Genomic DNA, 23,321 nt, shown 5'->3' with positions numbered 1-23,321 from the left:
GATGGGGATTTCACGACGCTCATGGTTGGCAGCGGCCGTCTGCATCACCGCCGCGCCGGCCGTGTCGGCGCAAGACGAATGGCCGCGGGCCAAGCCGATCCGGCTGGTGGTGCCGTTCGCGGCCGGGGGCACGTCGGACATCCTGGCCCGTTTGCTGGCGCAGCAACTGCAGCTGCGCCTGGGGCAGACGGTGGTGGTCGAAAACAAGGCCGGTGCCGGTGGCGTGATCGGCGCCGATGCGGTGGCCAAGGCGGCTGCCGACGGCTACACGCTGCTGCTCGGCACGGTGGCCAGCCACGCGATCAACCCGGCGCTGCAGCCCAAGCTGCCCTACGACGCGGCCAAGGACTTCACGCCGGTGATGCTGCTCGGCTCGATCTCCAACGTGCTGCTGGTGGGCGCTGGCCAGCCGGTCAAGACGGTGCAGGAGCTGGTGCAGCAGGCCAAGGCGCAGGCGGCGCCGCTGCCGTTCGCGTCGGCCGGGACCGGCAGCTCGCAGCACATGTCGGGCGAGACCTTCAAGCTGATGACGGGTGCCCGGCTCACGCACGTGCCTTACAAGGGCAGTGCGCCGGCCATCCAGGACGTGATCGGCGGGCAGATTCCGATGAGCTTCGAAACCACCGTGGTGGCCTTGCCGCACATCCGCAGCGGCAAGGTGAGGGCGTTGGCGGTCACGTCGGCGCAGCGCAGCAAGGCGCTGCCGGACGTGCCCACGATGGCCGAAGCGGGCGTGCCCGGCTTCGACGTGTCGTCGTGGCAGGCGTTCTATGCGCCGGCCGGCACACCGCCGCCCATCGTCAAGCGCCTGCATGAGGAGCTCAGCGAGATCGTCGCGATGCCCGAGGTGAAAGCCAGGATGGACAGCCTCGGCGTCGACCACACCCCCAACACGCCGGAGCAGTTCGCCGCGTTCGGGCGCGATGAGTTGGCGAAGTGGTCGAGGGTCGTCAAACAAGCAAAGGTACAGCCGTGACAGAGAGCACCATGTCGACCCGCGTCTATGTGTCGAACGCCGACAGCCGTGACATCACCGTGCTGTCGCTCGACGTGGACAGCGGCCGCCTCCACCCGCTGCAGACCGTGACGTTCGAAGGCCAGGTCGGCCCGCTGGCCCTCAGCCCCGACCGCCGCCGCCTGTATGCCGCGGTGCGAACGCAGCCGTACCACGTGGCGAGCTTCGAGGTCGACGCCGACGACGGTCGGCTGCACCTCATCGGCACCGCCCCCCTGCCCGACAGCATGGCCCACCTGGCGACGGACCGCAGGGGGCAGTGGTTGTTCGCGGCGTCCTACCCCGGGAACCTGTTCAGCGTCAGCCCGATCGGGCCCGAGGGCCAGGCCGAGGCGCCCGCGCAGGTGCTGCCCACCGGCCGCCATGCGCACGCGACGCTGGTGGCGCCGTCGAACCGGCATCTGTTCGTGAGCAACCTCGGGTCCGACGTCGTGATGCAATGGGCGTTCGATGCCGACAGCGGTGCATTGCGCCCCAATGCCGTGCCGCACTTCGAAGGCCGCGCCCACGCAGGGCCGCGCCATCTCGTGTTCCACCCGAACGGCCGTTTCGTCTACCTGCTCAACGAACTCGACGCCACCGTCGAGGTGCTGGCGTATGACGACGCGCAGGGGACGCTGGCGTCACTGCAGACGTTGCCGACCTTGCCCGAAGGTTTCGAGGGCAGGCCGTGGGCGGCCGACCTGCACCTGACGCCCAACGGGCGCTTCCTCTACACCTCCGAGCGCACCTCCAGCACCTTGGCCTGCTTTGCGGTCGACGCCACCTCGGGGCGGCTGACGCTGCAGGGGCATGTCGACACCGAGTTGCAGCCGCGCGGCTTCAACATCGACCCGAGCGGGTGCTATCTGATCGTGGCCGGGCAGTTGTCGCATGCGGTGCGGGTGTGTGCCATCGATGCCGAAACAGGGCGGCTCACGACGCGGCACACCGAGCCGGTCGGCCAGAACCCGACCTGGGTCGAGATCGTCAGGGGGGATTGATTGATGCTGCAAATGGCTAGCAAACGGATCGCCGGCCCGGTGATCCGGCTCCATCCCGACGACAACGTCGTCATCGCACGGGTCGACGTGGCGATCGGCACCCCGGTCCCGGGCGAAGGTTTCACGGCGCGCAGCCAGGTCGGCCCCGGCCACAAGATCGCCGCACGCGCGCTGCGGGCCGGCGAGCCGATCCGCAAATACAACGTCGTGATCGGTTTCGCCGCGGCCGACATCCCGGCCGGCACGCTGGTGCACTCGCACAACATCGATTTCCGCGAGTTCGACCGCGACCCGGCGCTCGCCCGCGACTATCGGCCGACACCGTTGCGCCCCGAGGCCGAGCGTGCGCAGTTCCAGGGCATCGTGCGCGCGGACGGCCGGGTCGGCACCCGCAACTACATCGGCATCCTGTCGACGGTGAACTGTTCGGCCACGGTGTGCCACAAGGTGGCCCAGTGGTTCACGCCCGAGCGGCTGGCCGACTACCCGAACATCGACGGTGTCGCCGCCTTCACGCACGACACCGGCTGTGGCATGGAGATGAGCGGCGAGCCGATGGACCTGTTGCGCCGCACGATGGGCGGCTATGCCGTGCACCCGAATTTCGCCGCGGTGCTGGTGATCGGGCTCGGCTGCGAACGCAACCAGCTGGCCGGCCTGCTGCAGCAACAAGGCCTGAGCGCGGGCCCGCGGCTGCACACCTTCGTGATGCAGGAGCAAGGCGGCACGCGCCAGACCATCGCCGCGGCGATCGAGGCGGTGCAGGCACTGCTGCCCGAGGCCAACCGGGTGGTGCGGCGGGCCGTGTCGGCCCAACACCTGACCATCGGCCTGCAATGCGGTGGCTCGGACGGCTTCTCGTCGATCACCGCCAACCCAGCCCTCGGTGCGGCGGTGGATCTGCTGGTGTCGCATGGCGGCACCGCGATCCTGAGCGAGACCCCCGAGATCTACGGTGTCGAGCACACGCTGACCTGCCGGGCGCGCACGCCGGAGGTCGGCCAGAAGCTGCTCGAGCGGGTGCGCTGGTGGAAAGACGAGTACACGCTCGGGCGCGACGTGCAGATCAACGGCAAGGTGAGCCCGGGCAACAACGCCGGGGGCCTGGCCAACATCTTCGAGAAAAGCCTCGGGTCGTCGATGAAGGGCGGCACCACCGGCCTGATGGAGGTCTATCGTTATGCCGAGCCGGTGCGCCAGCACGGACTGGTGTTCATGGACACGCCCGGCTTCGACCCCTGCTCGGCCACCGGCCAGATCGCCGGAGGCGCCAACCTGATTCTGTTCACCACCGGCCGCGGGTCGATGTTCGGCGCCAAGCCGGTGCCGTCGGTGAAGCTCGCGACCAACACGCCGATGTACCGCCGCCTCACCGAGGACATGGATCTCAATTGCGGCGAAATCCTCGACGGCACGGCGTCGGTCGAGGAAATGGGGCAGCAGATCTTCGAGCGGATGCTGCGGGTGGCCTCGGGCGAGAAGACCTGCAGCGAGCGACTGGGGCTCGGCGACCACGAGTTCGTGCCCTGGAACATCGGCGTCGTCGGGTGAGGACCTGACGCGGCGGCGGGCAGGGCAGGGCGCTGACGTCAGTGGCCGCGCGCCGACACCACCAACTCGTGCAGGCGCTCCTGGGCGCTCTTGCCGACCTTGCCAGCCACGGCCAGCGCGGCCGGCACCGCCAGCATCCGGGCAAACGCCTCGCGCACCTGCTCGGCGCTGACCGCGTGCACACGCTGCAGCCATTCCGCGGGTGTGCGCACCCTGCCGTGCACGAACAAGTCCTGGGCGGCAGACTCGAGCCGGCCGAAAGGCCGCTCCTGCGATTGCAGGCTGCGCACCGCGAGCTGGTTGCGCGCCCGCTCCAGTCCCACAGCGTCGGTGGACTCCGCATGCGAGGCCAGCAGCTGCATCACCTCGCCGACCAGGCGCTCCAGGTGCTCGGGCATCGTCGACGCCTCGATCACGAACTGGCCGCAGACGTCCATCACATCGGCCGAGCAGGCCGCGTGGTAGACCAGGCCGAGGCGCTCGCGGATCTGATCCATCAGCGGTGAACTCATGCCCTCGCCGAACAGCGCGGCAGCTACCAGGCTGGCGGCGTCGTCCTCGCGCAGCGACGGGATGGGGAAGCCCAGCACCACATGGGTCTGGCTCACCCCCGGGATGCGGCGCGTCGTGATGCCGCCGACATAAGTGGCCGGCGCCACGGTGTTTTCGCTGCCCCGGGGCATTGCGCCGAACGCCGCTTCGGCGTGCTCGACGACACGCTGCGGGTCGACCGCGCCGGCCACGCCGACGATCACGTTGGCGCCGGTGTACAGCCGCTGCACATGGCCCAGCAAGTCACCGCGGCTGAACCGCTCGATGCTGCGACGGGTGCCGATGATGGGCTGCGCCACGGGGTGCGGGCCGAAGCAGGTCTTGTCGAACAGCTTGTAGGCGGTCGACAGGCCGTCGTCCTCGTCGTCCAGGAACTCGTGCAGGATCACCTGGCGTTCACGCTCGAGCTCGGCCTCGGGGAAGGTGCTGTTCTGCACGATGTCGCCCAGCATCTCGATCAGCCGGCCGGTGTCGCGCAGCAACCCGCGCATGTGGTACGCGGTGTGGTCCTTGTCGGTGTGCGCATTGACCTCGGCCCCGAGCCGTTCGGCGTCGAGGTTGATCTGCTGGCAGCTGCGCAGGTGCGTGCCCTTGAAGGCCATGTGCTCGACGAAGTGGCTGATGCCGTTGAGCGTGCGGCTTTCGTGCTGACTGCCGCTGCGCACGAACACGCTGACGCTGACGGTTTCCAGGTGCGGCATCTGGAGGGCCAGCACGCGCACGCCGTTGGCGAGCGTGGTCACGAACGTGTCGGGGGCACCGGAAGCAGAAAGTGTCATCGTCAAGGCGTGGAGCAACGAGGTCGGGCTGGCCCGCAGGGGCCCCGGCGGCCAGGCTGAAGATTGGCTGACGGCGCCGCAGCGCGCCGGCCATGATTGTCGCTTGTCGCCGCGAGGCGCGCTTCTCGGCTCGTCGCGTCGGCAAGCCTGCCAGCGCAGATCGCTCGATGCCTGGCAAGGCTTACATGGCGCCCGGGCTGGGCGATGGCCGGCAGCAGCGGCCCGACCGCTCGCAGGCCGCGCCGCGCCAAGCCCCCAGCCCGGCCGGTGGCGTGGGCCCGCCCCGCCGCGCACTGGCCCGTCGGTTGCAAGAAGGCACGGACGTCGAACTTGAACCTCGAGGTGGTGATGCGAGCTGTACCAGGGCAGCCTGCCGAGGACGGCATGGAACTGTGGGGCGGTCTGGAGTGCACGGTCAATCGTGTCGAAGACCAATATTTCAGCCAGATGGAGCGCAACGGCCATGCGATGCGCCCGGACGACCTGGAGCGGTTCGCCTCGCTCGGCATCCGGGCCATCCGCTACCCCGTGTTGTGGGAACGCACGGCACCGGGCGCGCTGGAGCATGCGCAATGGGCGTGGTCCGATGCCCGGCTGAACGGCCTGAGGCAGCTGGGCGTGAGCCCCATCGTCGGCCTGGTGCACCACGGCAGCGGCCCGCAGCACACCAGCCTGGTGGACCCGGGGTTCGCCACCGGGCTGGCGGCCTTCGCCGCCGAGGTGGCGCGTCGTTACCCGTGGGTGGAGCGGTACACACCGGTCAACGAGCCGCTGACCACCGCGCGCTTCAGCGGGCTCTACGGCGTCTGGTATCCACATGCCCGCAGCGACCGCAGTTTCGTGCGGGCCTTGCTGCATCAGTGCCGCGCGGTGGTGCTGTCGATGCAGGCGATCCGCAGCGTCAACCCGCGCGCGCAGCTGGTGCAGACCGAGGACCTGGGCAAGACCTACAGCACGCCGGCCCTGCGCTCGGTGTGCGAGTTCTACAACCATCGGCGCTGGCTCAGCTGGGACCTGCTGTGCGGCAAGGTCGACCGCGACCATGCGCTGTGGGACTACCTGATGCGCAGCGGCGCGACGCCTGCCGAGCTGCTGTGGTTCCAGGAGCACCGCTGCCCGCCGGACATCCTCGGCATCAACTACTACATCACCGGCGAACGGTGGCTGGACGAGCACCTGGAGCGTTATCCGGCCCGCTATCACGGCGGCAACGGCGAGCACCGTTTCGCCGACATCGAGACGCCCCGCGCCTTCGCGGTGCCCACGCCCGGCGTCGGCGCCTTGCTGCAGGAGGCCTGGGATCGCTACCGGTTGCCCATCGCGGTCACCGAAGCGCACATCGACGCCCATCGGGAAGACCAGCTGAGGTGGCTGGTCGAGATCTGGCGCGCGGCACAGAGCGTGCGCCAGGGCGGGGCCGACGTGCGGGCGGTGACGGTGTGGGCGCTGCTCGGCTCTTACGACTGGAACAGCCTCGTCACCTGCTGCAAGGGCTATTACGAGCCCGGCCCGTTCGACGTGCGCTCGGCGGTGCCCCGGCCCACGGCGCTGGCCCGGCTGATGCAGGAGCTGTCGGCGGGCGGCGCGCCTTCGCACCCGGTGTTGGACGGGCCCGGTTGGTGGCGGCGGCCGGGTCGTTTCCTGTGCGAGCCGGTGGTGCGCCAGCACGAGCCGCCGCCGCTCCATCTGCAACCCGAGCCACGTCGCGATGCCCACCGCTCCGCCATCCTCGTGACCGGTGCCGATGGCCGATTGGGCAGCGCCTTCGTGCGCCTGTGCGCGCAGCGCAGCCTGGCCTGCCATGCAATGTCACGTGCCGCACTGGACATCACCGACGTGCAGGCCGTCGAAGCGGCCGTGGCGCGTTACCGGCCCTGGGCCATCGTCAATGCGGCTGGCATGCCGGACGTGGACCGCGCCGAAGCCGACCCGAAGGCCTGCGAGGCAGCCAACGCCGTGGGTGCCGCGGTGGTGGCGCGGGTCTGCGCGGCCGCCGACATCCCCCTGCTGACGTTCTCGAGCGAGATGGTGTTCGACGGCCGGCTGGGCCGCCCTTATGTGGAAACCGACGTGCCCGCGCCGTTGAATACGCTGGGCCGCAGCAAGGTGGAGGCCGAACGCGCCGTGCTCGGCGAACATGCGCGCGCGCTGGTCGTGCGCACGAGCGCCTTGTTCGGCCCCTGGGACGGGCGCAATGTGTTGGTGCGGGGCCTGCAGGCGCTGGCGCGGGGTGAGGTGTTCCGCGTGGCCGACGACGTCACCGTGTCGCCCACCTACGTCCCCGATCTCGTGCACACCTGCCTCGATCTGCTGATCGATGGCGAGGCCGGCCTCTGGCATCTCACCAACGGCCAGCCGGTGACCTGGTGGCAGTGCTTGCGGCGCGCCGCGCAACGCGGTGGTCTCGATACGGCGTGCTTGCAGCCCTGTTGCGCGGCGGAACTGGCGCCGAATGCCCCGGTGCCCTCCTACAGCGCCCTCTCGAGTGTCAAGGCCGTGATGTTGCCGCCGCTGGAAGACGCCCTGAACCGCTTCTGGGACCTCTGGGCAGCCCAGCAGGATGACCGGATCGAGGCACGCTCGGGCGCCGGGTGTGCCGCCCGGTAGCAGGCGCGGTGTTGGCCGGGTCGATCCACCCAGCGCCCCATGAAGGTGCAGCCGCCGGCATAGCAGCCGGCGTGCCCGAACCACCCCCGCAATCCCGGGACGTTCTATAGCCCGCTTGGGACGTGGCGGTCGTGTTCGCAAGAAACATTTTCTTGCACTGTTCGCACTCACATCGGTCGGGCGCCCCGATCCTTCGTCTCCTTTCGTACAGGGGCACGCAACGCCGCCTTGGAGGAGATCATGATCCAGCCCGTCGACCGGCGCACCGCCCGCGCCCGCCGCACCCTTGCCCGCCGCCGTATTGCGCTCGCTTGCGCCGCCTTTTGCTGCGTCGGCACCGCCGGCGCGGCCGATTTCAACTGGACGGGCGGCGGTGGCCCGGGGGCCTCGTTCTGGGACGTGGCCGCCAATTGGTCACCCAGCGTGCCTGCCGGGGTGGAAGCCCGATTGCTCCTCGGCGCCTACAACACCACCCTGCGCAGTGGCTTGTTCGACGTCGGCAGCGTGCAGGGCACCGGCACCCTAACCGTGAGCGGTGGTGAATTGCGCCTGAATGGCGCAGCCTCCACGCTGGGCATCTTCCGGATGAACGGTGGCCGGGTGTCGTCGCCTGGGCCGCTGACGGTGCAGGAGTTCCACTGGAACGCCGGCGAGTTCTCACCCGACTTCGGTGGCCCGACCACGCAGATCGTGGTGAACGGCAACGCCAGCTTCGGCAACGGCGGCAACAAGTACATGGGGTACCAATCCACGCTGGAACTGCGGGGGCGCAGCCGCTGGCTGGACGGGCAGTCGAGCCTGTCGCTGCAGGGCACCCTGAACGTGGGCAGCACCGGGCGCCTGGAGGACGTGGCGAGCAGCGGTGACCACTATCTCGAGGTCGGGACTGCCTTCCGCAATGCCGGGGTCTACGAGAAGGCGGGCCGGGGCCGCACCGACATCTCGCTGGCCGGCGCCACGTTCGACAACGCCGGCACACTGTTCGTGCGACAGGGGACATTGGCCGTCCAGGGCACACCGTCGGGCGAGTGGCGCAATACGGGCGTGATCGATGTCGGCTCCGGCGCGGCCCTGTCGATGGACCTGTTCCGCTACGAGGTGTTGGAACACAGCGGCACGGTCCGCGTCAACGGCAAGGCCACCTTCTCGGTCGACTGGTCGGGCCTGCTGAGCACGGGCGACTGGACCGTGGGGCGGGGCGGCTCGCTGGTGTTCAAGAACGACGGCTTCGACGAACGGGGCATGCCCATCGAGTTCCTGCGCGGCACACTGCGCAACGACGGCAAGGTCACCTTCGACGGCGGGCGGACGTCCTTCCGCAACGGCGTGGCGCTGGCCGGCAACATGGTCGAACTGCGCAACGCCGCCAAAGTGTCTACCGACACGGCCGTGAACGTGGCCCTGCTGCGCATCGGCGGCACCGTGCCGATGTCGAACGGGCCGGACGTGTGGGGCTCCTTCAGCGCGCCGGACATCCGCGTCAACGAATTCGACTGGGGCGTCGCGGACCTGCACGTGCCGGGACGCATCACGGTCACCGGCAATGCGCGGCTGCACGGCGGGGCGGTGTCTTACACCACCGATGGCAACGGCAACGTCGAGCCGGGGTACAGCAAGGTGGTCAACGGCTGGCTGTCGTTGGGCCACGCGAGCTGGAGCGGCGAGACCGACATCGCCGGGTCCGGCCGCATCTCGGTGGCGTCGCGCCGCGTCTTCATCGATGAGACGGCGGCCAACCTGGATGCGAACAACGGAGGACGCCCGATCCGGCTCGGTGTGGCGCGCTTCGACAACAACGGCACCTACCGGAAGATCGGCGCCGGCACCACCGAGTCCACCGGCACCTTCAACAACGCCGGCACGCTGCGCGTCGAAGGCACCGGGCAGATGATCTTCTCCGGCACGCTGAACAACACCGGCACGCTGGAAGCCCGTGGCGCCCGCATCGACGTGCGCGGTTCGCTGGCGCAATGGTCCGCGGCCGACCGCCGCTTGACCGGCGGCACCTATCTGTCCAACGGCAACGTCATCGGCCTCAACCTAGGCAGTGCCGCCGGCATCGCCCGCAATTCGGCTCGCATCGAGCTCAGGGGCGCGGCGGCCCGGCTGTTCAACAACCACGGCGGTGTCGATCGCGAAGCCTTGGCCTCGCTGACGCTCAACGACGGCAGCTTGCGTGTGCTGGAGGGCGCCAGCGTGAAGACCGATGCCGGGTTGACCAACCAGGGCAGCATCGCGGTCGGGGAGGGGAGCGTGCTGGAGGTCGCCGGCCTCTACCGCCAAAGCGGCAGCCGCAGCCAGACCTGGATCGACGGCCTATTGCAGGCCGACAGCATCGAGTTCGCCGGTGGCCTGTGGGGCGCGGGCCTCGAGAACGCGATCGGCTCTGCCTCGCTCACCGGCGCCGAGGTGCGGTTCGGCAGCGGCCGGCTGGACGTGGACATCGCCGGTGCGGGCAGCTACGACGTGGTCTCGATCAGTGGCCACGCGGTATTGGGCGGCACGCTGTTCGCCGAGTTCAGCGACGCCGCACTCGCCGAAGGTCAGTACCGGGTGTTGACCGCGACCGGTGGCCTGGACGGCAGCTTCGCCATCCTCACCAACCTCGACCTCGCGCAGTACCAGGTCGACGCGATCTACGGTGGCGACCACGTGGACCTGCGGGTGACCCGGGTGGCGTCGGCCGCCGGGTTGTCGGTGGGTGCCGATGTGATGGCGATGGGACTGCCCGCCGCGCCGGTGCCCGAGCCGGAAACCTATGCGCTGATGGCGGCAGGGCTGGCCCTGTTGGTGTGGCGCAAGCGCGGGCTGCGCCGAGGGTGAAGCGGCCCTGCGGGGGCATGGCCGGCAGCCGGCCATGCCCACCGTCGCGACCGCGAGCCCGAAGGCCGCTCAGGCCTTGAGCAACTCCACCTCGAACACCAGCGTCGCATTCGGCGGGATCACACCGCCGGCACCGCGCGCGCCGTAACCCAGTTCGGCGGGGATGGTCAGCACGCGCACGCCGCCTTCCTTCATGCCCTGCACGCCCTCGTCCCAGCCGCGGATCACCATGCCGGCGCCGAGCGAGAACTCGAACGGGTCGTTGCGATCCTTGCTCGAATCGAACTTCTGGCCGCGGCCATTGGGCGCCTTGGGATCGTGCAGCCAGCCGGTGTAGTGCACCTGGACGCTGCGCCCGGCCTTCGCTTCGGCACCGCTGCCGGTCTGCACGTCGTCGATCTGCAGTCCGCTCGGGGTGGTGGTGGCCATGCTGTCTCCTTCAGTGGATAGATAGAAAAGCGCGATGATGCCACCGGCTCGCGCGAGGCCCGTTTTCGATGCGGGACGCGGCCTGCGGGTGAACATCGGAGGAGGTCTGCGCCGGGCCCTCAGCACGGCGCGGCATACGGGTTGCTGATGTCGAGGTTGGAGGCATCGATGACCCGTTACAGCTATCACGCTTCACATGAACAGTTTTCGCCCGCGGCCTTGCTGGGCCTGGCCCAGCGCGCCGAAGCGGCGGGTTTCGACGACGTGTTCTGCTCCGACCACCTGCAGCCCTGGGCACCGCGCCAAGGGCACTCGGGCTACACCTGGGCCTGGCTGGGTGCCGCCTTGCAGGCCACCCGCAGCGCCCGCTTCTCGACCATCACGGTGCCGGGTGGCTGGCGCTACCACCCGGTGGTGCTGGCGCAGGCCATCGGCACCTTGGCGCAGATGTTTCCGGGGCGCGTCACCTGGGTGGCGCTCGGCAGTGGCGAGGCGATCAACGAGCAGCTGACCGGCGCGCCGTGGCCCGCCAAGGACGAGCGCAACGCGCGGCTGCAGGAAGGCGCCGCCATCGTGCGGGCGCTGCTGGCCGGCGAGCGGGTCACGCACCGCGGGCGTATCGTCGTCGAAGATGCGCGCGTGTGGGACCGGCCGGCGCAGCCGCCCCTGCTGTTCGGTGCCGCCACCGGTGTCGAGACCGCACGCTGGCTGGGCAGCTGGGCCGACGGCCTGCTGACGCTGGGCCGCGACCTGGCGCGGCTCGACCAGGTGATCGCTGCCTTCCGTGCCGGCGGCGGTACCGGGAAACCGGTGCATGTGAAGCTCGATGTCAGCTGGGCCGAGGACGACTCGCAGGCGCTGCGGCTGGCGTTCGAGCACTGGCGGTTCAACTGCCTGGGCAGCGACGTCAACTGGGACCTGAGGCAACCCGAGCATTTCGAAGCGGCCACGCGACATGTGCGGCCCGAGGACCTGCACGCGAACGTGCTCGTCGCGTGCGATGTCGAGCGCCATCTGCAGCATCTGCGCGAGCTGGCGGCGCGAGGCGTGGCTGCGGTCGACGTGCATCAGGTCGGGCCCTTGCAGGACGAGTTCATCGAGTTCTACGGGCGCCAGGTGCTGCCGGCGTTGCGCGGCTGAGCCTGCCGACGCCGCGGCACACCTCGCTCGCCGCTGCCTCGCGGCATCCCGTCGGCCTTCATCACGCATCGCGTATTCTTGGCACAGCGGCGCCGACGGGATGCCGCGGGCGAGTGCGCGACGGTTGCCACTCGTCATCACGGCGGCATGCATGCCGCGCGCCGTGCCGTGGCAGCCCTCGCGCTTTCCAACAGACCTTCTGCGATGTGCACACGTCACCTCGACCCCCTTCAGACGCCGGCGGAGCGGCCGTGCTGACCCTCGCCCTCGAACGGGCCCGTTTCGACATCCGCTCGGGCCAGCGGCTCGGGGCGTACCGCCTGCACGCGCTGATCGGCCGCGGTGGCACCGGCGATGTCTACCGCGCTGCCCGGGCCGACGGGGCCTATGAGCAGCAGGTCGCGGTCAAGCTGATGCGCGGCAGCCTGGACCGCGAGCACGCGGTGGCGCGCTTTCGGGCCGAGCGACAGATCATGGCCAGCCTCGACCATCCCAATCTCGCCAAGGTGTACGACGGCGGCGTGATGGAAGACGGCCGCCCCTACCTGGTGATGGAGTTGGTGGCCGGCGAGCCGATCGATGTCTATGCGCAGCGCAACGGCCTGTCCATCGAACAGCGGTTACGCCTGTTTCGCACCGTGTGCCAGGTGGTGCACTATGTGCATCAACAGGGCGTGGTGCACTGCGACCTGACGCCCGGCCACATCCTGGTGACCGAGCGCGGGGTCATCAAGCTGCTCGACTTCGGCATCGCGCGCAAGATCGACGTGACCGACGCCGACGGGGCGGCCCCGAGCGCCGGCGCAGCGATGCCCCTGACGCTGGCCTATGCCAGCCCGGAACAGGTGCGCGGCGGCCGTGTCGCGCCGACCAGCGACGTCTACGCGCTCGGCGTCGTGCTGTACCGGTTGCTGACCGGTGTCTCGCCCTACCTGGGCGTCACGCCGGACGACCACTACGCCTGGTCGGCCGCGGTCTGCGAGGTCGACCCACCACGGCCCAGCCAGGCCGTGGCCGACCGTCGTTTGCGGGCCGACCTGCAGGGCGATCTCGACGCCGTGGTCATGATGGCGCTGCGCAAGGACCCGGCTCGACGCTACGCCTCGGCCGAGCAGCTGGCCGACGACGTCTTCCGTCATCTCGAGCGGTTGCCGGTGCAGGCGCGGCGTGGCGCGTGGAGCTACCGCGCGCATCGCTTCTTGCTGCGCCATCGTGCTGCCGCGGGGGTGGCGCTGGTGGCCAACCTCGCCTTGCTGGCCGGCCTCGGCTTCGCAGGCTACGAGGTCTACGAGGCCAACCGCCAGCGCGAACGCGCCGAACGGCATGCCAACGGCGTGCGGCATCTGGCCAATGTCTTCATCTTCGACATGCACGAGGCGATCCGGACCCTGCCGGGCAGCTCCGACGCCCGCAAGCTGGTGGTGCAAACGGCGCTGACCTACCTCGAGCAACTGGGCACCGAGCGGCGTGACGATCCGAAGCTGCAGATCGAGATCGCCCGCGCCTACCTGCGGGTCGGCGACGCGCTGGGCCAACCCTACAACGCCGCTTTCGGCGACCTCGACGCCGCCGCGCGCGTCTATGCCAAGGCGCAAGGCCTGCTCGAGCCGCTGACGCGACGTGCCCTGCTGGACCGAGGGCCGCGTGCGGCGGCGCAACTGGAGCTGGCGCGGGTGCTGATGCGCCAGGCCATCCTGCTCGAGGCCAAAGGCCGGCACACCGGTGCGCTGCAACTGCTGCAGCGCGCGCTGCCCGCCGCCCATGCTGCCGCTGCCGCCAACCCCAGTGACGTGCGCTCGCAGACGCTGTTGGCGGCCGTCTACGGCAATCTTTCGTCGGCCTATGAGTCGGCCGGCGATTGGCCGGCCTACGAGAAGCACCTCGCCACGGCGCGGCGTTTGACCGAAACCGTGCTCGCTCGGCATCCGGAAGACCGGATGGCGGCGACCAATCTCGCCATCCTGCGGCTCGAGCATGGACTGCGGCTCCTGAAGCACGGCAGCAGCGGCGAACTCGCGCGTGCGGCGGCACAGGCTGCCCAGGAGGGTCTGCAGATGTTGGAGCAACTGCAGCGCAACGACCCGCACGACACCGTCGTCACGCGGGCGCTGGCCCTCGGACACGAGTACCTGGGGCTGGCCCTGGCCCGCCTGGGCCAGTTCGAGCATGCGGTGCGCCAGCAGAGCATGAGCCTGCAATTGCTGGAGCAACAGCTCGACCAAACACCCCACGACACGATGCTGCAGGCGTTCTTCGCACGCACCCGGGCAGAGCTGGCGGCCGTCACGCTTGCACAGGGCGACGTCGAGGCGAGTATCGGCATCGGCCGTGAAGCGGTGCGCCAACACGAGGCCTTGCCGACCTCCGCGCGTGGCCTGCGGCTGGTGCTGTACGCGTCGGCCTACGCCGACTACCACCTCGCACAGGCTCTATGGCGTCGCAACGCGCAGGCCGAGCCGGGCACGATTGCGATCGCAGACCGGGCCCAGGCTTGCACCTTGTACCGGCGCGCCCAGCGGTCCTTGCAGAGTGCCGATCCCCTGCCGCCTCATGGCCCGGGCCTGGTGACCCCGGCCATGGTGCAAGCCGCCTTGGCGTCTTGTGCGACGGCAGGAGCACCGGTCGTCAGCAGCCTCGGGCCGTGACGCCGGCGGCGGCGTGCCGCAGCCGCTATCGATCCTGCGACGAACCGGCTTGGCGCTGGCGCTCGCGCTCGCGCAGCATGTAGAGGTAGAGGCTTTCGACCTTGGCGCGGGCCCACGGCGTGCGGCGCAGAAAGGTCAGGCTCGAGCGCACGCTGGGGTCGTGCGTGAAGCAGCGGATGGCGATGCGGCGTCCCAGTTCGGGCCAGCCGAAGTGCTCGACCAGTTCGGTCAGCAACTGTTCCAGCGTCTTGCCGTGGAGAGGGTCTCGGGTCGGGGCAGGGGGCATCTCGCGATGATGCCATTCCAGCGGCGGCAGGCTCCCAGAGGACGCACAGCGACCGGACCCCATCGGCGTGAGGTCGGGCCTCGCAATCCCTACGACGAGAACGAGGCAGCAGGGGGATGTCCCCGCTTTTAAAAAGGCGACGCCGCCCATCCCCCCGCATGTCGTCTACAACCTCCGCTGGCGTGAGCACGAGCCACGACCAAGGCGCCGCACTGGCCGGGGTGCCCCGCCCACAACACCTGCTGAGACTGCTGCACACCGCCGGCAAGGCCCTACCGTTGGAAAAGGAGCTGCTCTTGAAGGTGATACGCGTCCATGGTCACACGTTCGTCAGCGACTGGGTCGACGCACGCAGTGTTGTCGTCGATTTCGGGATGAACCACGGGGCCTTCTCGACCCGCATGCGCAGGCTGTTCGACTGCGAGGTCTACGGCGCGGAGGCCCATCCTGTCCTCTGCGAGCAACTGCCGCGAGACCCGCACATCCACCCCTACAACGTCGCCATCGGCGGTGGCCCCGGCACGTTGCGCCTGTCCATCTACAAGCAACACTGCGCCTCGGTGGTGTTCTCGCAACTCGAAGCCGAAAAGGCCGAGACGGTCGACGTGCCGTCGGTCAGCTTCGGCGGCTTCATGGAGCAGGCCGGCATCGACCACGTCGACCTGCTGAAGTGCGACATCGAGGGCGCGGAGGTGGCGATGCTCGAAGCGGCCAGCGACGACGAATTGCGGCGCATCGGGCAGGTGACCATCGAGTTTCATGACTTCCTCGACGCCAATCAGCGTGAGCCGGTCGCCACCATCACCCGGCGCCTGGAGCACCTCGGCTTCTGGCACATCGACTTGTCCAAGAACCGCATGGACGTGTTGTTCATCAACCAGCATTGGCATCCTCTCAGCTGGTCGAGCAAGACGCACATCGCGGGCGTCAAGTACCTGCGCGGCGCCCGCCGCATCGTCGGCCGGCGCATCGGCATGCAAGATCTCGGCGACGACGGCTTCCGCCTCGCCTGACCCGCCCCGCCCGCAGGGCCGGGCCGCTCCCTCGCCGTAGGGCTCGCCACCACCGGGCGGGCCCACGGCGTTGCGCAAATGTGGACGCTGTACATTTTTCTTGCTATCTTTGATGCGCTCCCGCCGGCGCTGGCCACCCGCACCGGCGGCGCCACACCAGCGGCCCGCTGTCGGCTTCGAGCGGCGGCCGCGCCTCAGGAGACCTCTTCATGCAGCTCTACTACGCTCGTGTCCTCAATCCGCGCAAGGCCTGCGCCGTGGCCAAGTACCTCAACTCGCCGGTCGACTACGTGCATGTCGACCTCGCCGCCGGTGCACACCAGACGCCCGCGTTTCGTGCGATGAATCCGAACGCCAAGGTGCCGGTGCTGGTGGACGGTGACCTCAACCTCTGGGAGTCGACGGCCATCATGTGCCACCTCGCCCGCAAGGCGGGCTCCGACCTGTGGCCGCGTGACGACCGGCAGGTGGAGGTGCTGCGCTGGCTCTCCTGGGATGCGGCGGAGTTCCTGCCGCACGCCGGCGCCCTCTACTTCGAGCACATCATCAAGGCCCACTTCCTCGGCGTGCCGCCCGACGCAGCCGAGGTCGAGAAGGCGACCGAAGGGTTCCACCGTTTCGCCAAGGTGCTGGACGCCCATCTCGACGGCCGCCGTTACCTGGTGGGCGACACGCTGAGCGTGGCCGATTTCGCGGTGGGCATCACGCTGCCGTATGCCGATGCCGCGAAGCTGCCGCTGCAGCCCTATTCCCACATCCGTCGCTGGCATGCCCGGCTGGAGGAACTGGACGCATGGCGGGAGCCGTTCCCCGCCGTCGAGGCCGTCGCCGCATGATGGGCCTGGCCACGCAACAACCGGGCCGGCGTGAGCAGGCGGGCGAACCTCGGGCACAAGGGCGGTGCGTCGCGCCCCCTCCGCCGCCAGCGACCTTGATCAGCGAGGTGGAGTACCGGGCGCTCACCGCGCGCTTCGACGCGCTGTGGGCTGTCGCGAGCGGGGAGGCCGACCAGGGTGAGATGCGTCGCCTGCTGGCCCTGATCGACCCCTACGAACGTGTGTTCGGCCCTGCCGGACGCCGGCACGAGGGCCGCGCCGACGCGGCAGACCTGTCGCGCTCGACCTGAGCGCGAAGGCGCGCTTGCTTCAGGGCCCGTCCACGTGCCGCACCGTGACCGGGGTGCCGGCCGGGAATGACGGCCCCAATCGCACGGGGTAGCGGGCTCCGGTGACGCTCACCTCGACGCGCCCACCGTCCCAGCGCCAGTCGACCCGCGCGCCGCGGACCTGCAGGCCGGCGGCCGACACCGGCGCGGTCAGCCACGTCGCCGGCACCCCGGCGCCGATCACGAGTTGGGCCGCGCCGCCGTCGTCGTCGAGCATCGCCAGCATCTCGAGTTGCAGCGCCAGCACTTCGGCCGCCGTCCAGTAGTGCGGCGTGACATGGGGCGGCGAGACCCAGCCGCGCAGCGCCTGCCAGCCGTAGGAGGTGTTTTCCTCGCCCTCGCCTTCCCACCAGGTGTAGGTGCCGGGCGCGACGCTGTGGTCCCAATAGCGCCGCAGCGTTTCCCAGGCCCGCTCGGGCCGGCCGAGGTACAGCGCCTGGTGGGCCAGCGCGATGTCGAAATAGGTCCAGCGGGGCCGCGCATGCCCGGGCGCCGGGCCGGGCACCGGCTGCCGGAACAGTCGCTCCGCATAGGCCTGCTTGCCCTGCAGCGCGACGCGGGTGGGCCAGGTGCCCGAGATGAAGGTGCGCGGATTGTTCAACTCGCCACCGGCCTTGCGGCTGGCAGACCACAGCTTGGCGGCGCTGCGCACGCCGTACAGGCCGTGCTCGGCCGCCGCAGCCCGGATCCACAGCTCCAGGTCGCCGCGGCTGGGCAGCTCGCGCGGCGCCCCGGTCAGCTCACCATTCCAGGCAGCCTGCAGGCGCGCGGCCGCTTGCGTCCACTGTTCCGCATGCGCCCGGTGGCCCAGCCGGGTGGCGAACTCGGCCGCGTCCATCAGCCCGCGATACGAGAAGGCCGTGAGGTACAGCCGCGGCACATGCCAGTCCATGCGGCCGGCGATCAGGTCGCCGTCGGCGGGCAAGCAGGCCAGCCGCGTGTCGCGTGCAAGGGCGTGACGGCCGAGCACGGCACCTTCCGGGTCCGCCATCAGCACGGCTTCGGCGTCGAGGCAGGCGACGATCCAGGCGGCCTTGCGTTGCACGTCCGGCCACACCGAGCGGTCGAACACCGGGTCGCGCAGCCGCGACGCCACTTCCTGCAGCGCCCACAAGGCGATGCCCGGCGCGTCGGCTTCGGCACCGAAGCCACCGAAGAAGTCGCGCTGGGCCAGGTCGAGCGCCAGCTCGCGTGCCAACGCCAGGTTGCCCGATTGCGCCAGCGCGGCGGCCACATAGGCACTGTCGCGCAACCAGGCCTGGCCATAGTTGAGCGGGTCGCCGGGGCGCACCTCGCGACCGTCGACCGACATCGCCAGATGGTGCACCTGGGCGTGCAGGCTGGCGACGAAGGCCGGCTCCGGCACCTCGACCTGCGGCAGGTGCACGGCGTCGCGCAGCGCCGGGGCCGGCACGGTGGCCGACTCCAGCGCCTCGATGCTGGCCTTGGATGCCGTGGCGGGCCAGTCGATGCGGGCGTAGGCCCAGCCGGTCGGGCTGCGCACGGAGGTGGCCGTGCCAGCGGGCGTCTCCCAACCGTCCTGGTGTTCGTCGCCCAGCCGCACCGCCGCGCCCTCCGGCAGGCGCAACCGCCAACGGCCCTCGATCAGCAGCGTGCGCGTCGCGGGCCGCCACTCGAGGTGGCGCAGCGGGCCCGCAGCCGGGCCGACGCCGCGCACCAGCAGCTGCAGCGACTGCCCGGCCGGCAACCCGGCGGCGGCCTCCAACCCCAGCTGCCAGACACCGGCGGCGTCTTGTGCCCACCGCCCGGTGTAGAGCGGCGTGGCGAATGCCACCGAAGGCCAGCGCCCTTGCGCCAGCGCGACCTCCTGCCGGGTGTCACGCAACCCGATGCTGTCGCTGGTCGCCTTCACGCTGCCCGACGCGTCGACCGCCCAGACCGACACGCCGAAGGACCCGACCCACGGCGAGAAACTGCCGCCCGGCTCGAAATACGCCTTGTCGGCGCTCGACGCGCCCGGCACGCCGAGCAGCACATGCGCCTGGCCGCGCGGCCACGGCCCGAGGGGCCGGCGGGCCATTTCTTCGAGCAAGTCGGTGCGGGTCGAACCCTGCTCGGCGGCGTGCTGCTTGGCGCGGTCCAGCGCCTGGCCGTTGTGAACCAGGCTCAGCCCGACCAGCGTGGCCAGCAGCGCGAACAGGGCGGCCGACAGCATCGGGCGGCCGGCCGGCAGATCGAAGGCGAGTGACGCCAGCACCACCAGCAGCGGCAGGAAGTGCAGCGCGTAGAGGAAAGTTTCTTCGCCGTAGACCGCATGCAGCGCCCACTGCCCGACCAGCCCGCCCACCAGCACCAGGCGGAACCCGGGCGGCAGGGCGCCGCGACGGCACACCCGCAGCAGCCCGAGCGCCAGCAGGGCCGCCCACAGTGCCAATGCGGGCCATGCCAAGGGGGAGCCCGATCCCAGGGGGCTGTGCTGGAACGACAAGGCCTGCCAATGCGGGTTGGGGCCGGTCAGGTCAGGCCGGGGGGCCACCACGGTGTCGAACCAGAACACCTTGGCCACCGCCAACGGGCCGCCGGCCTCTTCCTTGAGCATGAACGAGGTTTCGCCGCCGAGGCTGCCGAAGCCTGGCAGGTTGGGCAGCAGCTGGTGCTGCAGCCCGGCGCCCGCCGCGACGGCGGCCAACGCGCCGGCGGTGACGGCCGCGGCCGCGAGTGGGCGCAGCCGGCCGAGCGCCAGCAGCCAGCCGAACATCCAGTTGGTCAGCGTGACCGCCAACGTCGCGGCACTGACCCACCAGACGCGGATCTGCTCGCGCCGAGGGCTGGCCGCAGGGGGGGCGGCCGCCACATACAGGGCCAGCATGATGGTCAGGCCGCCGAGCTGGAAGGCTTCGGGCACCGTGTAGAAGAACAGCCAGCCGGCACTCGCGCACAGCAGCGCACACAGCAGCGCCGCTTCGGCCCGCTGGCGCCCGAGTCGGCGCAGCGTCAAATACAGCAGGGCCACCGTGGCGGCCGCGGTGGCCGCCGAAAAGAGCGCCGCCGCCGCGCGTGCGTCCACGCCAGGCAGCCATTGCAGCGCGGTGACCACAGGCAGTGTCAGCAGCGAGAACAGCGGGTGCACGACCGCTCGCGGGTGATCGGCCTGCCTGTCGCTCATGTCCTGCAGCACACGCAGCACATCGGACTGGAACCAGACGTTGCCGGCATTCGACCGATACCCGAGCGTCTCGGGCGCGAACAACCGGTCCGGCGCGGTCAGCGCCAGCACCCATGCGAGCCCGAAGGCCAGCGACGCGAGGCCGACGCACAGCCACGCGTCGAGCGACAACCCGAGCCGGCGGGTCAGGGGAGGCAGGCCTTGCTCACTCAGAGGAACGCTCACGGCTTCTCCTTGCGGCGCAGGGCCGACAGGGCCGGGTGCGAACCGGGCAACGGAAGGGGACAGGGGGCTGCGTAGGGTGACAACATCGATAAGAAAGCCATCGAAAAACGATCGAACAGCGTCGCAACGCTCAGGGCGCGAGTTTCCCATTCCCGGGCACCGTCGCCGAGCACTGCCTCCCGCATTGGCCCTGCTTTCTCCCCTGACACGCTGGCACGAGAAGTAAATGTTGGAAACGGCCGGCAACCCCGGGTGGCGATGCGCGAGAAGGTGGCGCGGCAGCCGATCGTGCCTCGCGGCCGTCAGTGCCGAGCTTGCGCGAGGATGGATTCGAGCTGCTCGAACCGCAGCGGCTTGACCAGGTGGTGCTGGAATCCGGCGGTCGCGGACGACACCTTGTCGGCTTCCTGCCCCCATCCGCTCAGGGCGACCAGCAGCAGGTCGGGGGTGCCCGAGCCCGCTCGCAGCCGCCGCGCCAGCTCGTAGCCGTCCATGTCCGGCATGCCCAGGTCGATCACCGCGGCATCGGCCGGGAAGCCTTGCTCCAAGGTTTCGAGCACACCATCGGCGCCGTAACACACTCTCACGTCGGCGCCGATCAGGCGCAACAGTGCGGCGAGGCTGTCGGCCGCTTCCTGGTTGTCGTCGGCCACGATCACGTGCAGCCCCTGTGGCGCGGGCGTGGCCGCCGACCCACGGCTCTGTGGCAGTGCCAGCGGGTCGGTCAGGGGCAGCCGCACCACGAACTCGCTGCCGCGGGAGGGCCCGTCACTGTGCGCCTCGATGCTGCCGCCATGCAGGCGGACCAACTGCTTCGCGAGGGCCAGGCCGATGCCCAGCCCCGGCTCGCAACCGTTGGCCGGCGGCGCTGCCTGGGCGTACATCTCAAAGATGGTCGGCAGCGCTTGCGCCGCGATGCCGCAGCCGTTGTCGCGCACCCCCAGCACCGCGGCGTCGCCCTCCGCCTGCAGGCTCAGGTGCAGCGAGCCGCCGTTGGGGGTGAACTTGGCCGCGTTGTTCAGCAGGTTGGTGACCACCTGGGCCAGGCGCACCCGGTCGCCGTCCACGAGCAGCGGCGTATCGGGCAGCGCGAGATGCAGGCGGTGGTCGGCGCGCTGGATCAACGGCAGGCTCTCCTCGACGCCGTCGCGGCACACCTGCCGCAGGTCCACGGCCTCCCGGCGCAAGGTGATGCGGTCGTGGGTGATGCGCTGGATGTCGAGCAGGTCGTCCACGAGGTGCACCATGTGCTCGACTTGTCGCAACATCATCTCGTGCCATTCGCGCATCTCGCCGGGATCGGCCGGTGGCGACCGCAGCAACAATTCGAGCCCGTTGCTCAGGGGCGCGAGCGGGTTGCGCAGTTCGTGGGCGAGCGTGGCCAGGAATTGGTCCTTGCGCCGGTCGGCTTCGCGCAGTGCATGCTGTGCTTCTTTCATCGCGGTGATGTCGACGATGAACTCGATGCCCAGCTCTTCGTCGAGCCGCGATGCGGCGAACAACGCCCACCAGCGGCTCCCGTCCTTGCGGATGTACTGCTTCTCGTAAGGCACCGTACGGCCCACGGTGACGAACTCTTCGATGGCCTTGTAAGACGCCGGCACCCACTCCGGCGGTGTCATCACGTCCCAGCGCACGCGGCCGGCGGCCACATCGACTTCGTCATAACCGCTCATCGCCAAGAAGGCCGGGTTGCAGTAAGTGATCGCGCCGTTGGTGCGGAAAAAGATCACCCCCACCGTCTGGATCTCGAGCGCCTTGCGCAGCCGATGCTCCGAACGACGCCGCTGCTCGTCGGCTTCGCGGCGACGTGTCACGTCGATCAACACCGCATTCAAGCGCGCTGCACGAGCGTCCGGCAGCCGCAGCACCGTCGCGTTCACCGAGACCCAGATCATCTGGCCGTTCTGGTGCCGCAACCGCATCTCGAAGGTCCACCGGTCTGCCTCGCCCCGCAGGATCTTCTCCAGGCGCCGCCGGTTCTCGACCTGGTCGTCGGGATAGGTCAGGTCGAGTATCGGGCGGCCGATCAAGGCCTCGGTCTCGTAGCCCAACATCCCGGCCAGGCAGTCGTTGACGCGCAGCAAGCGGCGGCTGTCGGGGTCTGCCTGCGCCATGCCGACGTTGGCCGCTTCGAAGAGGGTGCGAAACTGCTCTTCGCTGCTGACGAGCTTCTGTTCCAACTGCTTGCGCGGCGTGATGTCCCACAGCAAGCCGCTGATGCAGCGGTGACCGGTCGAGGTGTCCCTCCCGACGTGCGCTCGTTCTTCGAGCCATACCACTGCGCCGCCATGGGGCTGGACGATGCGGAACTCGCTGTGCCAATGGCCCCCCGCGCCCTGCGTCAGCGCCGCTTCGAAAGCGGTCCGGTAGCCGGCACTGTCGGCGGAGTGGAGCCAGCGCAGTGCAGGCGGCAAGTCGTCGATGGGGTCGCCGGATCGCAGACCGAAGAGTGTCGGCAATGTGCGACAGACCGAGCCGCGGTCGTCCTCGACATCCCATTCCCAAGTGGCGATGCGGGCCTGTGCGAGCAATGCTTGCAGTTTCGACCCCACCGGGCCCTCTTGGCGACGTGCGCTCTTGTCTGACCTACGGCTGCCCGGCATCGTCGACCCTTCTCGCTGCGCTTCCCTGTCTGGCCCTGCAAACTCCGCGGTGCGGACGCCCGGCATACGCCGATGACCCACCCTCACGGGGTGGCTCGATGGGTCCTGCGACCACGGTGGTCGCTGGTCTGCCTGTGCCGTGTAGCACCACGGCGCGTGTTGTCCCGCTTCCCTCGAGTTGTTGCTCCTATCCTCGGTCTCCCGGGGCCCCCGCGTCAAAGCGCAACCCTCGTGCGGCCAGCGGATTCGGGAGGCGGGTGGGTCGCGCTTTCGTCAATGTGCTTTTGCGTCCCCGGGGGCGGGAGCAGGTCCGGCAAGGGCCCCTGGGCACGCGCGCGGAAACCCATCTTACGTTTGGTGGAGGCTCCCGCCGGC

At 69.8% G+C, this 23,321-nt stretch carries 15 protein-coding genes; 10 read left to right on the top strand and 5 right to left on the bottom strand.

The genetic code is table 11. The annotated features are described in order from the left end of the window. The first annotated feature begins 1 nt into the window (after position 1). From AAW51_RS21875 to AAW51_RS21865, 3 genes are read left to right on the top strand one after another with little or no spacing between them, the layout of a single operon-like run. Positions 2-976 carry a Bug family tripartite tricarboxylate transporter substrate binding protein gene (locus AAW51_RS21875; protein ID WP_047196295.1) on the top strand — a complete coding sequence of 325 codons (975 nt, stop codon included), beginning with the start codon at positions 2-4 and terminating at the stop codon, positions 974-976. Beyond that, on the top strand, positions 973-1,998 hold the full coding sequence (locus AAW51_RS21870; protein ID WP_238947667.1) for a lactonase family protein: 1,026 nt from the start codon (positions 973-975) through the stop codon (positions 1,996-1,998). Before AAW51_RS21875 ends, AAW51_RS21870 begins: the two co-directional genes overlap by 4 nt. A gap of 12 nt (positions 1,999-2,010) precedes the next feature. Further along, positions 2,011-3,549 (top strand): UxaA family hydrolase, encoded by a 1,539-nt coding sequence (locus AAW51_RS21865; RefSeq protein WP_417903579.1) that lies wholly within the window; start codon positions 2,011-2,013, stop codon positions 3,547-3,549. A gap of 38 nt (positions 3,550-3,587) precedes the next feature. Here AAW51_RS21865 and AAW51_RS21860 read toward each other — a convergent pair whose 3' ends face one another. After that, complete coding sequence (locus tag AAW51_RS21860) at positions 3,588-4,880, bottom strand: M16 family metallopeptidase (protein ID WP_047196293.1); 1,293 nt, start codon at positions 4,878-4,880, stop codon at positions 3,588-3,590. Positions 4,881-5,228: 348 nt separating this feature from the next. Between AAW51_RS21860 and AAW51_RS21855 the strand changes: the two genes are divergently transcribed. Together AAW51_RS21855 and AAW51_RS21850 are read left to right on the top strand one after the other, a co-directional pair. Next, positions 5,229-7,487: a sugar nucleotide-binding protein gene (locus AAW51_RS21855; protein WP_047198166.1), complete on the top strand. Its 2,259-nt coding sequence runs from the start codon at positions 5,229-5,231 to the stop codon at positions 7,485-7,487. A gap of 240 nt (positions 7,488-7,727) precedes the next feature. Continuing rightward, entirely contained in the window at positions 7,728-10,310 is a 2,583-nt protein-coding gene (locus AAW51_RS21850) for a PEP-CTERM sorting domain-containing protein (RefSeq protein WP_047196292.1), read from the top strand. Positions 10,311-10,379: 69 nt separating this feature from the next. On the opposite strand, the gene AAW51_RS21845 is transcribed toward AAW51_RS21850, so the two are convergent. Beyond that, positions 10,380-10,739 carry an FKBP-type peptidyl-prolyl cis-trans isomerase gene (locus AAW51_RS21845; RefSeq protein WP_047196291.1) on the bottom strand — a complete coding sequence of 120 codons (360 nt, stop codon included), beginning with the start codon at positions 10,737-10,739 and terminating at the stop codon, positions 10,380-10,382. A 168-nt stretch (positions 10,740-10,907) separates the two neighbouring features. On the opposite strand from AAW51_RS21845, the gene AAW51_RS21840 reads away from it, so the two are divergent. After that, complete coding sequence (locus AAW51_RS21840) at positions 10,908-11,879, top strand: TIGR03885 family FMN-dependent LLM class oxidoreductase (RefSeq protein WP_047196290.1); 972 nt, start codon at positions 10,908-10,910, stop codon at positions 11,877-11,879. A 251-nt stretch (positions 11,880-12,130) separates the two neighbouring features. Next, the gene (locus AAW51_RS28490) at positions 12,131-14,524 is read left to right on the top strand and encodes a serine/threonine-protein kinase (protein WP_053013842.1); all 2,394 of its coding nucleotides are present in this window, start codon (positions 12,131-12,133) and stop codon (positions 14,522-14,524) included. 25 nt (positions 14,525-14,549) lie between these two features. Here the strand turns inward: AAW51_RS28490 and AAW51_RS21830 are convergent, their stop codons facing one another. Next, on the bottom strand, positions 14,550-14,810 hold the full coding sequence (locus AAW51_RS21830; protein WP_047196289.1) for a VF530 family protein: 261 nt from the start codon (positions 14,808-14,810) through the stop codon (positions 14,550-14,552). A gap of 302 nt (positions 14,811-15,112) precedes the next feature. Here AAW51_RS21830 and AAW51_RS21825 point away from each other — a divergent pair, with 302 nt between their 5' ends. From AAW51_RS21825 to AAW51_RS21815, 3 genes are all read left to right on the top strand, one after another. Next, positions 15,113-15,823 carry an FkbM family methyltransferase gene (locus AAW51_RS21825; protein ID WP_238947934.1) on the top strand — a complete coding sequence of 237 codons (711 nt, stop codon included), beginning with the start codon at positions 15,113-15,115 and terminating at the stop codon, positions 15,821-15,823. A gap of 209 nt (positions 15,824-16,032) precedes the next feature. Further along, positions 16,033-16,659, top strand: a complete 627-nt coding sequence (locus AAW51_RS21820) for a glutathione S-transferase family protein (RefSeq protein ID WP_047196287.1) — start codon at positions 16,033-16,035, stop codon at positions 16,657-16,659. Between the two features lie 95 nt (positions 16,660-16,754). Then, positions 16,755-16,949 carry a hypothetical protein gene (locus AAW51_RS21815; RefSeq protein WP_169788069.1) on the top strand — a complete coding sequence of 65 codons (195 nt, stop codon included), beginning with the start codon at positions 16,755-16,757 and terminating at the stop codon, positions 16,947-16,949. Between the two features lie 19 nt (positions 16,950-16,968). On the opposite strand, the gene AAW51_RS21810 is transcribed toward AAW51_RS21815, so the two are convergent. Next, a complete protein-coding gene (locus AAW51_RS21810) occupies positions 16,969-20,340 on the bottom strand; it encodes a hypothetical protein (RefSeq protein WP_047196285.1) in 3,372 nt (1,123 codons plus the stop codon). Positions 20,341-20,642: 302 nt separating this feature from the next. After that, on the bottom strand, positions 20,643-22,895 hold the full coding sequence (locus AAW51_RS28485; protein ID WP_169788068.1) for a hybrid sensor histidine kinase/response regulator: 2,253 nt from the start codon (positions 22,893-22,895) through the stop codon (positions 20,643-20,645). Between the last annotated feature and the right edge of the window lie 426 nt (positions 22,896-23,321).

The sequence above is a fragment of the Caldimonas brevitalea genome (genome assembly GCF_001017435.1).
Classification (GTDB): domain Bacteria; phylum Pseudomonadota; class Gammaproteobacteria; order Burkholderiales; family Burkholderiaceae_C; genus Caldimonas; species Caldimonas brevitalea.
The sequence above is the reverse complement of the archived record's forward strand: the minus strand, read 5'-3'. Positions and strand labels throughout refer to the sequence as shown.

Coding starts and splice junctions, on each gene's coding strand:
- AAW51_RS21875 (WP_047196295.1), top strand. CDS start 2: ATGGGGATTTCACGACGCTCATGGTTGGCAGCGGCCGTCTGCATCACC.
- AAW51_RS21865 (WP_417903579.1), top strand. CDS start 2,011: ATGGCTAGCAAACGGATCGCCGGCCCGGTGATCCGGCTCCATCCCGAC.
- AAW51_RS21860 (WP_047196293.1), bottom strand. CDS start 4,880: ATGACACTTTCTGCTTCCGGTGCCCCCGACACGTTCGTGACCACGCTC.
- AAW51_RS21855 (WP_047198166.1), top strand. CDS start 5,229: ATGCGAGCTGTACCAGGGCAGCCTGCCGAGGACGGCATGGAACTGTGG.
- AAW51_RS21850 (WP_047196292.1), top strand. CDS start 7,728: ATGATCCAGCCCGTCGACCGGCGCACCGCCCGCGCCCGCCGCACCCTT.
- AAW51_RS21845 (WP_047196291.1), bottom strand. CDS start 10,739: ATGGCCACCACCACCCCGAGCGGACTGCAGATCGACGACGTGCAGACC.
- AAW51_RS21840 (WP_047196290.1), top strand. CDS start 10,908: ATGACCCGTTACAGCTATCACGCTTCACATGAACAGTTTTCGCCCGCG.
- AAW51_RS21830 (WP_047196289.1), bottom strand. CDS start 14,810: ATGCCCCCTGCCCCGACCCGAGACCCTCTCCACGGCAAGACGCTGGAA.
- AAW51_RS21820 (WP_047196287.1), top strand. CDS start 16,033: ATGCAGCTCTACTACGCTCGTGTCCTCAATCCGCGCAAGGCCTGCGCC.